The organism is Pantoea sp. UBA4549, from assembly GCF_002387285.1.
Classification (GTDB): Bacteria; Pseudomonadota; Gammaproteobacteria; order Enterobacterales; family Enterobacteriaceae; genus Pantoea; species Pantoea borealis.
Map to the genome: position 1 here is coordinate 135,382 of NZ_DGLH01000009.1, position 13,226 is coordinate 148,607.

14 protein-coding genes are annotated in these 13,226 nt (G+C 55.8%); 7 read left to right on the forward strand and 7 right to left on the reverse strand.

Features of this window, described 5'->3' with window-relative positions; genetic code table 11:
• Nucleotides 1-165: 165 nt before the first annotated feature.
• Nucleotides 166-1,257 (reverse strand): redox-regulated ATPase YchF, encoded by a 1,092-nt coding sequence (gene ychF / locus B3041_RS07335; RefSeq protein ID WP_039384969.1) that lies wholly within the window; start codon nt 1,255-1,257, stop codon nt 166-168.
• 109 nt (nt 1,258-1,366) lie between these two features.
• Nucleotides 1,367-1,954: an aminoacyl-tRNA hydrolase gene (gene pth, locus B3041_RS07340; protein ID WP_065649070.1), complete on the reverse strand. Its 588-nt coding sequence runs from the start codon at nt 1,952-1,954 to the stop codon at nt 1,367-1,369.
• Nucleotides 1,955-2,214: 260 nt separating this feature from the next.
• Between pth and ychH the strand changes: the two genes are divergently transcribed.
• Entirely contained in the window at nt 2,215-2,490 is a 276-nt protein-coding gene (gene ychH, locus B3041_RS07345; RefSeq protein ID WP_065649071.1) for a stress-induced protein YchH, read from the forward strand.
• Here ychH and B3041_RS07350 read toward each other — a convergent pair.
• The 4 genes from B3041_RS07350 to lolB form a co-directional block, all read right to left on the reverse strand.
• Nucleotides 2,487-3,659 (reverse strand): GGDEF domain-containing protein, encoded by a 1,173-nt coding sequence (locus B3041_RS07350; protein WP_292970966.1) that lies wholly within the window; start codon nt 3,657-3,659, stop codon nt 2,487-2,489. The genes ychH and B3041_RS07350 overlap by 4 nt on opposite strands.
• A gap of 225 nt (nt 3,660-3,884) precedes the next feature.
• A complete protein-coding gene (gene prs / locus B3041_RS07355) occupies nt 3,885-4,832 on the reverse strand; it encodes a ribose-phosphate diphosphokinase (RefSeq protein ID WP_104085358.1) in 948 nt (315 codons plus the stop codon).
• A gap of 136 nt (nt 4,833-4,968) precedes the next feature.
• A complete protein-coding gene (ispE, locus tag B3041_RS07360) occupies nt 4,969-5,826 on the reverse strand; it encodes a 4-(cytidine 5'-diphospho)-2-C-methyl-D-erythritol kinase (RefSeq protein ID WP_292970978.1) in 858 nt (285 codons plus the stop codon).
• Nucleotides 5,823-6,449 carry a lipoprotein insertase outer membrane protein LolB gene (gene lolB, locus B3041_RS07365; RefSeq protein ID WP_065649074.1) on the reverse strand — a complete coding sequence of 209 codons (627 nt, stop codon included), beginning with the start codon at nt 6,447-6,449 and terminating at the stop codon, nt 5,823-5,825. Before lolB ends, ispE begins: the two co-directional genes overlap by 4 nt.
• 215 nt (nt 6,450-6,664) lie before the next feature.
• Between lolB and hemA the strand changes: the two genes are divergently transcribed.
• From hemA to kdsA, 6 genes are read left to right on the forward strand one after another with little or no spacing between them, the layout of a single operon-like run.
• Nucleotides 6,665-7,921 carry a glutamyl-tRNA reductase gene (gene hemA / locus B3041_RS07370; RefSeq protein ID WP_065649075.1) on the forward strand — a complete coding sequence of 419 codons (1,257 nt, stop codon included), beginning with the start codon at nt 6,665-6,667 and terminating at the stop codon, nt 7,919-7,921.
• Nucleotides 7,922-7,962: 41 nt separating this feature from the next.
• On the forward strand, nt 7,963-9,045 hold the full coding sequence (gene prfA, locus B3041_RS07375; protein WP_065649076.1) for a peptide chain release factor 1: 1,083 nt from the start codon (nt 7,963-7,965) through the stop codon (nt 9,043-9,045).
• Entirely contained in the window at nt 9,045-9,875 is an 831-nt protein-coding gene (prmC, locus tag B3041_RS07380) for a peptide chain release factor N(5)-glutamine methyltransferase (RefSeq protein ID WP_292970983.1), read from the forward strand. Before prfA ends, prmC begins: the two co-directional genes overlap by 1 nt.
• Before the next feature lie 11 nt (nt 9,876-9,886).
• Nucleotides 9,887-10,285, forward strand: a complete 399-nt coding sequence (locus tag B3041_RS07385; RefSeq protein ID WP_065649078.1) for a SirB2 family protein — start codon at nt 9,887-9,889, stop codon at nt 10,283-10,285.
• Nucleotides 10,282-11,091, forward strand: coding sequence for an invasion regulator SirB1 (gene sirB1 / locus B3041_RS07390; RefSeq protein WP_065649079.1), 810 nt, complete (start codon nt 10,282-10,284; stop codon nt 11,089-11,091). Before B3041_RS07385 ends, sirB1 begins: the two co-directional genes overlap by 4 nt.
• 24 nt (nt 11,092-11,115) lie before the next feature.
• On the forward strand, nt 11,116-11,970 hold the full coding sequence (gene kdsA / locus B3041_RS07395) for a 3-deoxy-8-phosphooctulonate synthase (protein WP_065649080.1): 855 nt from the start codon (nt 11,116-11,118) through the stop codon (nt 11,968-11,970).
• 62 nt (nt 11,971-12,032) lie between these two features.
• Here kdsA and chaA read toward each other — a convergent pair whose 3' ends face one another.
• On the reverse strand, nt 12,033-13,118 hold the full coding sequence (gene chaA, locus B3041_RS07400; protein ID WP_065649081.1) for a sodium-potassium/proton antiporter ChaA: 1,086 nt from the start codon (nt 13,116-13,118) through the stop codon (nt 12,033-12,035).
• Between the last annotated feature and the right edge of the window lie 108 nt (nt 13,119-13,226).

Here is a 13,226-nt window from a genome sequence, read left to right on the forward strand (position 1 = left end):
GTAATAGCTGTTTTCAGCGCGCGCAGGCCAGAAAGGGGTTTAACGCAGAAATGAAGGCGGGATGAAACATACGCCGCCAAAAAAAATCCACGCCGGAGCGTGGATAGTAAAGCACTTGCTTATCTGCGCGAGAGTAACGGGCATCCCGCGGAACAGCCGCCGTTATCAGACGTTGAACAGGAAGTTCATTACATCGCCATCTTTGACGATGTACTCTTTGCCTTCTGAACGCATTTTGCCCGCCTCTTTGGCACCCTGTTCACCTTTATAGGTGATGAAGTCATCAAAGGCGATGGTCTGTGCGCGGATAAACCCTTTCTCAAAATCAGTGTGGATCTTACCGGCAGCCTGCGGTGCAGTGGCGCCCACCGGGATCGTCCATGCACGTACTTCTTTAACGCCCGCGGTAAAGTAAGTCTGCAGGTTAAGCAGCGCGTAACCCGCGCGGATCACGCGGTTCAGACCTGGCTCTTCCAGACCCAGCTCAGCCATAAACTCATCGCGCTCTTCATCATCCAGCTCGGCGATGTCAGATTCAACGGCTGCACATACCGGCACCACTACCGAGCCTTCTGCTTCAGCAATAGCGCGTACCTGGTCAAGGTATGGGTTATTTTCGAAGCCATCTTCATTAACGTTGGCGATGTACATGGTAGGCTTCAGCGTCAGGAAGCTCAGGTAGCGGATAGCGGCTTTCTCATCAGCATCCAGCTTCAGGGCACGCAGCATTCCGGCGTTTTCCAGATGCGGCAGGCACTTCTCCAGCGCAGCCAGTTCCGCTTTTGCGTCTTTATCGCCGCCCTTGGCTTTTTTCTGGCAGCGCTGAATGGCGCGCTCACAGGTATCCAGGTCAGAGAGTGCCAGCTCAGTATTGATAATATCGATATCTTCTGCCGGATTAACTTTGCCTGAGACGTGAATAATATTTTCATTCTCAAAGCAGCGGACCACGTGACCAATCGCTTCTGTTTCACGGATGTTGGTCAGGAACTGGTTACCGAGGCCTTCGCCTTTCGACGCGCCTTTTACCAGACCGGCAATATCCACAAACTCCATGGTGGTAGGCACCACGCGCTGAGGTTTAACAATTTCGCTCAGCTGATCAAGGCGCAGATCGGGCATCGGTACTACGCCAGTGTTTGGCTCGATAGTGCAGAACGGAAAGTTCGCTGCTTCGATACCCGCTTTGGTCAGCGCGTTAAACAGGGTGGATTTGCCAACGTTTGGCAGGCCCACGATACCGCATTTAAATCCCATGATCTGATTACCTTTCTCACTGAGGGTGGCGCACCGCCGGGCGGCACGCCTGATTCAAAAAATTTCGCGCATTATACACAGAATTGCCCGGCGCGGCGCGGGAATTGCCTTAGCCCGCTTTGAAGGCGTGCAGACGATTCATCGCTTTAATCTTATCTTCTTTCAGCCACAGTTCTGTGCAGCGCACCGCTTCATCGACGGCGTCATCAATCAGCTTCTGCTCGCTGGCGGGGGGTTTTCCCAGTACAAATCCGGTCACTTTGTTGCGATCGCCAGGATGGCCGATGCCTACGCGCAAACGGTGAAAGTTATTGTTGTTACCCAGCCTGCTGATAATGTCTTTTAAACCGTTATGCCCGCCATGCCCGCCGCCCTGTTTAAATTTAGCGACGCCCGGCGGCAAATCCATCTCATCGTGTGCGACCAGAATCTCTTCAGGCGTAATACGGTAAAACGTGGCCATCGCCGCCACCGCTTTACCACTGAGATTCATATAGGTCGTTGGCACCAGCAGCCGCACATCATTCCCGGCCAGAGCCAGGCGCGCCGTATAGCCAAAAAACTTAGGCTCCTCTTTTAGCGCCTGATTATGGCGGCTGGCCAGCAGATCCAGATACCACGCGCCGGCGTTGTGGCGCGTTGCCGCGTATTCGGCACCGGGATTTGCCAGTCCCACAATCAGTTTAATGCTGCTCACAATAGTTATCCTGTTCTCCTGCGGAAAGGAGGGTAGTTTACTGCCTGCTGGCAGGGATGACAAAGATTGTCAGGCAGAAGTAGTGTCACTGCGTGATTAGTCAATTTCTATGTAAAACAAGATACTGCAGGTAAATTTTTGTCATTTGCAGGTTGTGTTGTGTGATCCTGGACGCAAAATGCTCCGCTATCATTGCCTAAACTTATGACAGGTTAACGTTATGTGCGGTTTTATTTTGCTCATAAGGATGGAGGTACATCATGAAACGTCATCAATGCCGCGTTATAGGTAACGGATTAATGTGTCTGGGGCTGCTGACCATGGTTGCCGGCATCGCCTCATCCGTTATCAACCAGCTGCCTTCGGTAAATATGCCGCCCCTGCTGGCCAGTGGTGCCATGTTTGGTATTTTTATCGGGGCACTATTGTGGCTGGCGGGTGCGCGCGTCAGCGGTCGGGAAAAAATTGAAGATCGTTATTACTGGCATCGTCACCACGGTGATGTCCGCTGCCGCCGTAACCATACGCCCCATTAACTGACCATTTCAGCAACCGCCTTTGGCGCTGGAAAAGCGTATTCTGTGCGGTTGCGGCCACGGGCTTTTGCGCAATAAAGGGCTTCATCAGCCAGCGCCAGCAGCGCCGGAAACTGGCTGGCGGCCGGGCTGGCTGTGGCATAGCCAATACTGACGGTATAACCGATCCCGGCAGGCTGCGAGCGCTGCGTCGCCTGACGTATAGCTTCGCACACCTGCCGAACCTGCTCACTGTCGCCGGTTACCAGCGCGGCAAACTCTTCTCCGCCGAGCCGGGCAAAATAGCTCTCTGCCGGCATATGCGCCTCAGCTATCTGGCAAAAATCGATTAACACCCGGTCACCCTGCAGGTGGCCATAGCGATCGTTAATGTTTTTAAAATGATCGAGGTCAAACAGCACCGCGCTAAAGCCGTCGGCTGGAGAGAGCCGAGCCCGCCGCCGCCGCACGTTATCCGCCTGTTCAAACAGCGCACGCCGGTTCCATGCGCCGGTCAGCGGATCGCGCAATGACGCCAGCTTATGCGCCACCTGCGATCGTTCATTAACCATCGCCAGCAGGGTAAATGTCAGCCCTATCACAAACAGAATCGATTCAAGGATAACGTAAATCGAGAAGCCCGATCCGCCAATGGCGCCCGGCTGGCGGCTGACAACAGCGTCATCAAGGAAAATGCGGGCGAGATGAAAACCGAGATGGATCCACAGCAGCGTCTGCGCAGGCCAGAAAGTGACTTTCAGCGTGCTGCGCGCGCGCCAGAGCAGCATGATAAACGCTGCGGTATAGAGTATGCACAGCAGGCAGAGCACCAGCACCCGCTGTGGCTGACCGTGATAAAAACCGGGCAGCAGGCAAAGCAGCGCCCAGAGCAGTGCGCCGCCGGGCCACAGCAGGCCAACGGGTCGCTGACAGAAGGTACGAAATGCGCACAGCAGCGTACCGTAAGCCAGCATAACCATGACATTGCCCAACGCAACCGGAAGAAAGTGCAGGCCGGCACTGCGCAGGCTGCTGAGAAATACCGCACACAGCGTCAGTATCAGCGTCAGCGTGGTAAAGCCCAGCACCCGGTCATACTGGGCACCGACCCAGGCAAATATCATAATGATGCTCAGAAACCCCAGCACATAAAGCTCGCACACAAACAGCGTATAAATATCGAGCGTCATGGCAGTGGGCGTTCCCGGAAAAAAGTGGAGCTGAAAATAGCACTATTTCCGAAGCGGCTGAAGTAGCGGACAGCGCGAAAACGAAAAAGAGCAGAAGGCAGGGAGAATAGCGTACAGAGTAAAAATTTATCGGGCGAACAGCGTGAAAAAAAGCAGCTTCAGAAAGGAAGGCGGGCGCGGATAAGCATAAAAAACCGGGCGCAGGGCCCGGTTAAGTGTGAACAATTAATGTTCAAACATAGCAGAGATTGATTCTTCGTTGCTGATACGGCGAATAGCTTCAGCCAGCATGCCGGAAAGTGTCAGAGTGCGCACATTTGGCAGCGCTTTCATCTCTTCCGAAAGCGGGATGGTGTCACAAACAATCACCTCGTCAATCACAGATTTGCGCAGGTTTTCAACTGCGTTACCCGAGAAGATAGGGTGGGTGGCATAGGCGAATACGCGCTTGGCACCACGCTCTTTCAGGGCTTCAGCCGCTTTGCACAGCGTACCGCCGGTGTCGATCATATCGTCGACCAGCACGCAGTCACGTCCTGCGACATCACCAATAATATGCATAACCTGAGACACATTCGCGCGCGGGCGACGTTTGTCGATGATAGCCATATCCGTGTCATTAAGCAGTTTGGCAATTGCGCGGGCGCGCACCACACCACCAATATCCGGCGAAACCACGATGGGGTTTTCCAGGCCAAGCTGCAGCATATCTTCCAGCAGAATCGGGCTGCCGAAGACGTTGTCTACCGGCACATCAAAGAAGCCCTGAATCTGCTCGGCATGCAGATCAACGGTCAGCACGCGATCCACACCGACGCTGGAGAGGAAGTCAGCAACCACTTTAGCGGTGATCGGTACACGCGCTGAGCGCACGCGGCGATCCTGACGGGCATAACCAAAATAGGGAATAACAGCGGTAATTCGACCAGCAGAAGCCCGACGCAGCGCGTCGACCATCACAACCAGCTCCATCAGATTATCGTTGGTGGGGGCACAGGTGGACTGGATGATGAAAATATCGCCACCGCGTACATTTTCGTTAATCTGTACACTTACTTCGCCGTCGCTGAAACGACCGACAGCGGCGTCTCCGAGGCTGGTGTAAAGGCGGTTGGCAATACGTTGTGCTAGTTCCGGGGTGGCGTTACCAGCAAATAGCTTCATATCAGGCACGAGAAGAACCTCAGGCTTGGACGTCCAGAGAATGAACCGCTCAAACATAACCGGCGAATATGTTTGAGCCTGTTCATACGGTGTGTTAATGCGCAACGTGCCGTATCTGGAACGGGTAATACGGTCACGTAAACGCTTAAAGCCCGGAAAGGGTTTGCTGCAACGGCGAGAGGTTAAGCCCGCGCGCCACAAATCCGCGAATCCATTTCGGGGCAAGCTCCAGCACCTGACGAGCGTCGGACTCGGTGTTAAATTCAGCAAACACGCAAGCGCCGGTCCCGGTCAGGCGCGACGGCGCGTATTCTAGCAGCCAGGAAAGCAGCGCATCAACCTCACGAAAACGTTTTCTTGCCACAGCTTCACAATCATTATGAAAAGGCAGGCTCAACAGTTCATCTAATGTGCGTATCGGTGAATTGCGCGTCAGATCGGGATCGCGGAAGATATCGGGCGTGGCGATACTCACACCCGGATGCGCGACCAGATACCACTTTTCTGGCGGCGAAGCGGGCTGCAGCTGCTCCCCGACGCCTTCGGCAAACGCGGCGTGGCCGCGCACAAATACCGGGACATCGGCGCCCAGCGTGACGCCCAGCGCAGCCAGTTCATCTGTGCTCAGCCTGCACTGCCACAGATGGTTCAGCGCCACCAGCACCGTGGCGGCATCAGAGGAGCCGCCGCCCAGCCCGCCGCCCATCGGCAGCTGTTTTTCCAGCGCAATCTGTGCGCCCGCGCGGTCGTCAAGTGTGCCTTTCGCCATCACCGCCTGCTTTAACGCCAGGGCCGCGCGCGCAATCAGATTATCCGCATCGGCCACGCCTGGCAGCGGCGTCAGCAGGCTGATACGCCCGCTGCGATCCGGGGTAATCTCCAGCGTATCGCCCGCATCGAGAAACTGAAACAGCGTTTGCAGATTATGGTAGCCGTCAGCGCGCCGGCCGGTGATGTAGAGAAACAGATTAAGTTTTGCCGGAGCGGGCCAGGTGGTCATCATTGCAGGGTCCAGCTATCCATACGCAGTTTGATACGCTGGTCGCCCTCGGTCAGCTCCAGATTAGCGGGCAGAGAGGGTGTGACTTTTGTGTCGTAGTCGCCGATAGCCACGTGCCACTGCTGGCCGTTACGGCTGTAGCTCAGGCTTTTCAGCTGGTAGTTATTATTGAGCTGATAATCTGTGGCGTCGCCCGGCAGGCCCATCATCCACTGCCGCAGGTTGGCCAGCGGAATATCCATGCCGGTAAGCTGCGAAATCATTTTCTCAGCATCATTACTGGTATAACGCTTGCCCTTGTTATCAACAATCTGCACCACGGAGCCCTGGGCATCCAGCTGCAGTTCGGTGCTGCCCAGCGGGTTGGTCAGCAGCAGGCGATAGCGGTCGGGCGCGGTCTGCTGCCAGTTGAAGCGGGCATAGACTTTCTGTTTATCGGACAGGTAAGCAAAAGCGCCGCGCGTCTGATAATGGCTGATTCCGGCGACCTGCTGCTGGTGCTGTTGCCACTGTGGCGCGGTAGTTGCGGGACCCGCTCCCTGCTGCGGTTTGTTAATGCTGCAAGCCGCCAGCAGAACGCTGGCAAGGGGTAAAAGGCGCAACAGTTTGCGCGTAGGCAATGGCATCACGTGGTCATCTCCTCAGACACGTTTTTAATTCGTAACCGATAACGCTAACTGCCCGCCTGATAACCGTCAATGCCGGCCAGCGGAAAATTGCGCACGATCAGTTTAATCTTATCACTGTCATAGTCTTTGTATGGCTTTTCATGATCTGCCGCATCTTGTAGAATGCGCTTCACAAAACCAGACAATCAATGGGACTTCCCAGCCACAATCACATGACGCTCCTGGCACTCGGAATCAATCACAAAACTGCTCCTGTCGCTCTGCGTGAACGCGTGTCGTTTACGCCGGATACGCTTGACCAGGCTCTGAACAGCCTGCTGTCGCAGCCAATGGTACAGAGCGGCGTGGTACTTTCTACCTGTAACCGCACCGAACTCTACCTCAGTGTAGAGCAGCAGGCGGATTTGCAGGAGAAGCTGGTACGCTGGCTATGTGATTACCACAATTTGCCGGAAGCGGATGTGCGCAACAGTCTCTACTGGCACCAGGATAACGCGGCAGTCAGCCATCTGATGCGCGTAGCCAGCGGGCTCGATTCGCTGGTACTGGGCGAACCGCAAATTCTCGGTCAGGTGAAAAAGGCGCATGCCGACTCCTCCCGCGATCGTGCGCTGACCAGTGAGCTGGAGCGGATGTTCCAGAAAACGTTCTCCGTGGCCAAGCGCGTGCGGACCGAAACTGAAATCGGCGCCAGCGCGGTCTCTGTTGCCTTCGCCGCCTGTTCGCTGGCGCGGCAGATATTCGAGTCGCTCAGCACCGTCAATGTGTTGCTGGTAGGGGCAGGTGAAACCATTGAGCTGGTAGCACGCCATCTGCGCGAGCACAGCGTAAAAAAACTGATGATCGCGAACCGCACCCGTGAACGTGCTCAGCTGCTGGCTGACGAAGTGGGTGCCGAAGTTATCAGCCTGGCTGAAATTGAAACCCGCCTTTCCGACGCCGATATCATTATCTCTTCTACCGCCAGCCAGCTGCCGATTATTGGTAAAGGCATGGTGGAGCGTGCGCTGAAAGCGCGACGTAATCAGCCGATGCTGCTGGTGGATATCGCTGTACCGCGCGACGTTGAACCTGAAGTGGGCAAGCTGCCTAACGCCTACCTTTACAGCGTGGACGATCTGCAGGCGATCATTGAGCAGAATATGGCGCAGCGTAAAGCAGCCGCCCTGCAGGCAGAAAGCATTGTTGTGCAGGAGAGCGGGGAGTTTATGGCGTGGCTGCGTGCACAAAGCGCTGGCGAGTCCATCCGTGAATACCGCATGCAGGCAGAGCAGGTACGCGCTGAACTGCAGGAGCGCGCGCTGGCTGCGCTGCGACAGGGAGCCGATGCAGAAAAAGTGCTGCAGGAGCTGGCACATAAACTCACCAACCGTCTGATCCATGCACCAACCAAATCACTTCAGCAGGCTGCCCGCGATGGCGATGGCGAACGCCTGCAGATCTTACGCGACAGCCTCGGTTTAGAGTAATCTCCGCTGTCACGACCTATCACCGGGATACCTACAATTAGATGAAAAGCTCGATTATTGCCAAGCTGGAAGCGTTACAGGAACGCCATGAAGAAGTGGAAGCGTTACTGGGCGATGCCGGCGTGATTGGCAATCAGGAACGTTTCCGCGCGCTGTCACGCGAATATGCCCAGCTGAGCGATGTCACCCGCTGCTTCCGCGACTGGCAGCAGGTGCAGGAGGATGTGGATACCGCTGAAATGCTGCTTGAGGACCCGGAAATGCGCGAAATGGCGCAGGATGAACTCAGGCTGGCGCGCGACAAACGTGAGGTACTGGAGCAGCAGCTGCAGGTCTTGCTGCTGCCCAAAGATCCGGATGATGAACGCCCCTGCTTTATCGAGGTGCGTGCCGGAACCGGCGGCGACGAGGCGGCGATTTTTGCCGGCGATCTCTTCCGGATGTACAGCCGTTACGCTGAAGGACGACGCTGGCAGGTGGAGATCATGAGCGCCAATGAAGGCGAGCACGGCGGCTATAAAGAGGTGATCGCGCGGGTGACGGGCGAGGGCGCATATGGGCGGATGAAGTTTGAGTCGGGCGGGCATCGCGTTCAGCGCGTGCCGGAAACCGAATCACAGGGACGCATCCATACCTCGGCCTGTACCGTGGCCGTTATGCCGGAGCTGCCGGAAGCGGAACTGCCGGATATTAATCCGTCCGATCTGAAAATCGATACCTTCCGCTCCTCAGGTGCAGGTGGTCAGCACGTCAACACCACCGACTCCGCTATCCGTATCACTCACCTGCCAACCGGCATCGTGGTTGAGTGTCAGGATGAGCGTTCACAGCATAAAAACAAAGCCAAAGCGCTGGCGGTACTGGGCGCGCGTATTCACGCGGCTGAGATGGCAAAACGGCATGCTGCCGAGGCTTCAACCCGCCGCAACCTGCTGGGCAGCGGCGATCGCTCCGATCGTATCCGCACCTATAACTTCCCGCAGGGGCGCGTGACCGATCACCGCATCAACCTTACGCTTTACCGGCTGGATGAGACAATGGAAGGCAAGCTGGATACGCTAATCGAGCCGATCGTGCAGGAGTATCAGGCCGATCAGCTCGCCGCGCTGGCCGGACAGGATTGATGGAAATTCGCCGCTGGCGTCAGCTGGCTGTGATAGCGCTGAGCGGAGGCGAAAGTCCGAAGCGGGACGCTGAGATCCTGCTCAGCTTCGTTACCGGTAAAACACGCAGCTGGCTGCTGGCCTTTGACGAGCATCTGCTGAGCGACGATCAGCTCGCGCAGCTTGAGTTGCTGCTGGCACGCCGTCAGCGGGGTGAACCGATAGCTCACCTGACGGGGGAGCGTGAATTCTGGTCACTGCCGCTGCGTGTCAGTGACGCCACGCTGATCCCGCGTCCGGATACTGAACTGCTGGTTGAGCAGGCGCTGCTGCGTCTGCCTGCACAGCCCTGTGAGGTGCTTGACCTAGGAACCGGTACGGGTGCCATTGCGCTGGCCCTTGCCAGTGAACGTCCTGACGCGCAGATCACCGGCTGCGATCGCATTCCCGCTGCCGTTGCGCTGGCGCAGGAGAATGCGGCGCGGCTTGGCCTCACCAACGTCCGCTTTCAGCTCAGCCACTGGTTTAATGACCTGCCTGCTACCCGCTACCACCTGATCGCCAGTAATCCACCGTATATTGATATGGATGACACCCATCTGCTGCAGGGTGACGTGCGCTTTGAGCCGCGCAGTGCGCTGGTAGCCGATGAAGCCGGGCTGGCCGATATTCGTTTTATTATCCGCAGCGCCCCGGCGTGGCTGCAGCCGCAGGGCTGGCTGCTGCTGGAGCATGGCTGGCAGCAGGGTGCCGACGTGCGAGCCCTGATGTGTGAACAGGGCTATCAGCAGGTAACCACCCTCACTGACTATGGCGGTAATCCGCGCGTTACGCTTGGACAATATGCATAAAGAGGCACAGGATGGCCGGCTGGTATCCGCAGATTAAGCAGTTTCATATTTTTATGGTGATTATCAGCGTCAGCCTGTTTCTGCTGCGCTTTTACTGGCTGACTACCGCTTCTGGCCTGCTGCAGCAGCGCTGGGTGCGGATCGTACCGCATCTGTGCGACACGTTTTTACTGTTGAGCGGCGCGCTGCTGGTGATAATTACTCACTTTTATCCCTTCACACCGCAAGGAAGCTGGCTGACGGAGAAGCTGTTAGCGGTTATTATCTACGTCGCCTTGGGTTTTGTGGCACTGAGTCGTCGTCCGCGCAAGCTGAGCACGCGCTGGTTCGCCTGCCTGCTTGCGCTGGTTGCTCTGCTGTTTGCAGGCAAACTGGCGATGACCAAACTGCCGATTTTGGGGATAGTATGACCTCATCAGTAGAATTTGATTTTAATGAAACACCGTTAAGTGAAGCAGTGATAGGTGCAACCTGCGCCATCCGCGACGATTTTTCCGCCCCTTCGGTTCAGCAGCAGCTGTCAAAACTGGTGGAAGAGGCGCGCGACTATATCAGTAGCGCAGCGGATGCCGATCTGCGGCTGGAAAAGCTGCTGGAGCTGTTCTATCGCGAATGGGGCTTTGGCGGCGCCAGCGGCGTCTATAACCTGTCAGATGCGCTCTGGATCGATAAAGTCCTGAAAAGCCGTCAGGGCACCGCGGTGTCGCTGGGGGTAATCCTGCTGCACATTGCCGAACAGCTGGAACTGCCGCTGATGCCGGTTATTTTTCCGACTCAGCTTATTCTGCGCGCAGACTGGCTGGATGGTGAAATGTGGCTGATTAACCCCTTCAATGGTGAAACGCTGGATACCCATACGCTTGAGGTCTGGCTGAAGGGAAATATCAGTCCTACGGCAAAACTCTATACCGACGATCTCGATGAAGCCAAGACGCTCAGCGTGATGCGGAAAATGCTCGATACGCTGAAAGCGGCGCTGATGGAAGAGAAGCAGATGGAGCTGGCGCTGAACGTCAGTAAAGTATTGCTGGAGATCGATCCTGACGACCCGTATGAAATTCGCGATCGCGGCTTAATCTACGCTCAGCTGGAGTGCGAGCATATTGCGCTCACGGACTTAACCTATTTTGTTGAGCAGTGCCCGGAAGATCCGGTGAGTGAAATGATCAAAGTACAGATCCATGCAATCGAACAGAAACAGGTCACGCTACACTAAGCGTTGCCGGTATAAGGAAAGATCATGACAGAGAAAGTAGTTAAAATTGGCGATATCGATGTAGCAAACGATCTGCCGTTTGTGCTGTTTGGCGGGATGAACGTACTGGAATCACGCGAACTGGCGATGCGCATCTGTGAGCACTATGTGACGGTGACCGACAAACTCGGTATTCCTTATGTCTTCAAAGCCTCTTTTGACAAGGCGAACCGCTCCTCGATTAAATCGTATCGCGGTCCGGGTCTGGATGAGGGCATGAAGATTTTTCAGGAGCTGAAGCAGGCGTTCGGCGTGAAGATCATCACCGACGTGCATGAATCCTGGCAGGCGCAGCCGGTTGCCGATGTGGTTGATGTTATTCAGCTGCCGGCATTTCTGGCACGCCAGACCGATCTGGTCGAAGCAATGGCAAAAACCGGCGCCGTGATCAACGTTAAAAAACCGCAGTTTGTCAGTCCGGGCCAGATGGGTAACATCGTGGATAAATTTGCGGAAGGCGGTAATGATAAGGTTATCCTCTGCGATCGCGGCAGCAACTTCGGTTATGACAACCTGGTTGTGGATATGCTGGGCTTTAACGTAATGAAGAAAGTCACGAATAACAGCCCGGTCATTTTCGACGTGACGCATGCGCTGCAGACGCGCGATCCGTTTGGTGCCGCATCAGGGGGGCGTCGTGCTCAGGTAGCGGAGCTGGCTCGTGCCGGTATGGCCGTTGGTATTGCCGGTCTCTTTATCGAGGCGCACCCGGAGCCAAACAGCGCGAAATGCGACGGTCCTTCCGCGCTGCCGCTGGATAAGCTGGAGCCGTTCCTGGCTCAGATGAAAGCGATTGACGATCTGGTTAAGAGCTTCCCGGCACTGGATACCAGCAGCTGACAGCCTGTGGTAAACGAAAAAGGCACCCTGACGGGTGCCTTTTTTTTTCACTGTGCATCAGATTAGAGCATGATCGTCAGCAAATAACCGGCGAACAGCGCCAGGTGCGCTGCACCGTTGAGCACATTCGTACGCCCGGTCGAGAACGAAATGTGACACAGGATCAGGACGGCGATCAGCATCACCATGTGCGGGGGCTCCAGGCCAAAAATCAGCGTCTGTCCTGTCAGCGTGGCAATGATACTGACGGCTGGCACGGTAAGAGAAATCGTCGCCAGCACGGAACCAAAAAACAGGTTCATGGCGCGCTGCACCTGGTTGGTCAGCACCGCTCTGATGGCGCCCAGCCCTTCCGGAGACAGGATCAGTAGCGCGACGAGGAAGCCGGTAAACTGCTCCGGTGCGTTAAGCTCTTTCAGCAGCAGTTCAAGCGGGTTAGCATTCATTTTGGTCACGCTGATAACCGCAATCAGATGAACAATCAGCCAGAGCGTGTGCCACAGCGAGCTGTGCGCGGAGGGTTTGCCGTGGTGCGGATCGTCCCCCTCATCTTCGTGCTCATAGACAAACAGGCTTTGATGCGTTTTGGTCTGAATCAGCAGGAAAACGCCATACATGGCGGCTGAGATAGCAGCGATAATCAGTGCCTGCGCGGTAGTAAAGTTGCCGCCTGGCAGGGCATTCGGGAACACCAGAACCAGAATCGCGAGCGGAAAGATGGCAATCATATACTGCTTAACGCCAGCCAGATTGACATACTGAGTAGCGAATTTTCTGCCACCGAGCAGCAGCGCGCAGCCCACGAGTCCGGATGTGACAATCATGATGATGGAATAGAGCGTATCGCGCATCAGCGCCGGTGCGGCATCGCCCGTTGCCATCAGCGCAGAGATAAGGCTTACCTCAAGAATTACTACGGAAAGACTCAGGATCAGCGAGCCGTAGGGTTCGCCCAGCCGGTGCGCCAGCACGTCCGCATGGCGCACAACGCTAAAGGCGCTGCTCAGAATAGCCACCAGTGCCAGCAGGTTGATGCCGATAACCGGCAGCAGCGCTGTCTGATTGCCAAAAAAGCTCAGCACCGTCAGTGCAGTAACGGGAAGAATCAGCGAAAACTCACTGTGTCGGGTTTTTTCATGTCCAGCCATTCACCATCCCCATTAGCAAAATGTTTAAAAACCGGCGTCATTGCCTGTTAACTATACGCATTAATCACACTGGCGCAGTGTAGCTTTTCATCACTCGCTGAACAGATT

What these genes read in the sequence shown, in the direction of transcription:
- B3041_RS07350 (WP_292970966.1), bottom strand. Translation starts at nt 3,659, where the DNA reads ATGACGCTCGATATTTATACGCTGTTTGTGTGCGAGCTTTATGTGCTG.
- ispE (WP_292970978.1), bottom strand. Translation starts at nt 5,826, where the DNA reads ATGATGACCACCTGGCCCGCTCCGGCAAAACTTAATCTGTTTCTCTAC.
- hemA (WP_065649075.1), top strand. Translation starts at nt 6,665, where the DNA reads ATGACGCTCCTGGCACTCGGAATCAATCACAAAACTGCTCCTGTCGCT.
- chaA (WP_065649081.1), bottom strand. Translation starts at nt 13,118, where the DNA reads ATGGCTGGACATGAAAAAACCCGACACAGTGAGTTTTCGCTGATTCTT.
- B3041_RS07385 (WP_065649078.1), top strand. Translation starts at nt 9,887, where the DNA reads ATGGCCGGCTGGTATCCGCAGATTAAGCAGTTTCATATTTTTATGGTG.
- ychH (WP_065649071.1), top strand. Translation starts at nt 2,215, where the DNA reads ATGAAACGTCATCAATGCCGCGTTATAGGTAACGGATTAATGTGTCTG.
- prmC (WP_292970983.1), top strand. Translation starts at nt 9,045, where the DNA reads ATGGAAATTCGCCGCTGGCGTCAGCTGGCTGTGATAGCGCTGAGCGGA.
- lolB (WP_065649074.1), bottom strand. Translation starts at nt 6,449, where the DNA reads ATGCCATTGCCTACGCGCAAACTGTTGCGCCTTTTACCCCTTGCCAGC.
- sirB1 (WP_065649079.1), top strand. Translation starts at nt 10,282, where the DNA reads ATGACCTCATCAGTAGAATTTGATTTTAATGAAACACCGTTAAGTGAA.
- kdsA (WP_065649080.1), top strand. Translation starts at nt 11,116, where the DNA reads ATGACAGAGAAAGTAGTTAAAATTGGCGATATCGATGTAGCAAACGAT.
- ychF (WP_039384969.1), bottom strand. Translation starts at nt 1,257, where the DNA reads ATGGGATTTAAATGCGGTATCGTGGGCCTGCCAAACGTTGGCAAATCC.
- prfA (WP_065649076.1), top strand. Translation starts at nt 7,963, where the DNA reads ATGAAAAGCTCGATTATTGCCAAGCTGGAAGCGTTACAGGAACGCCAT.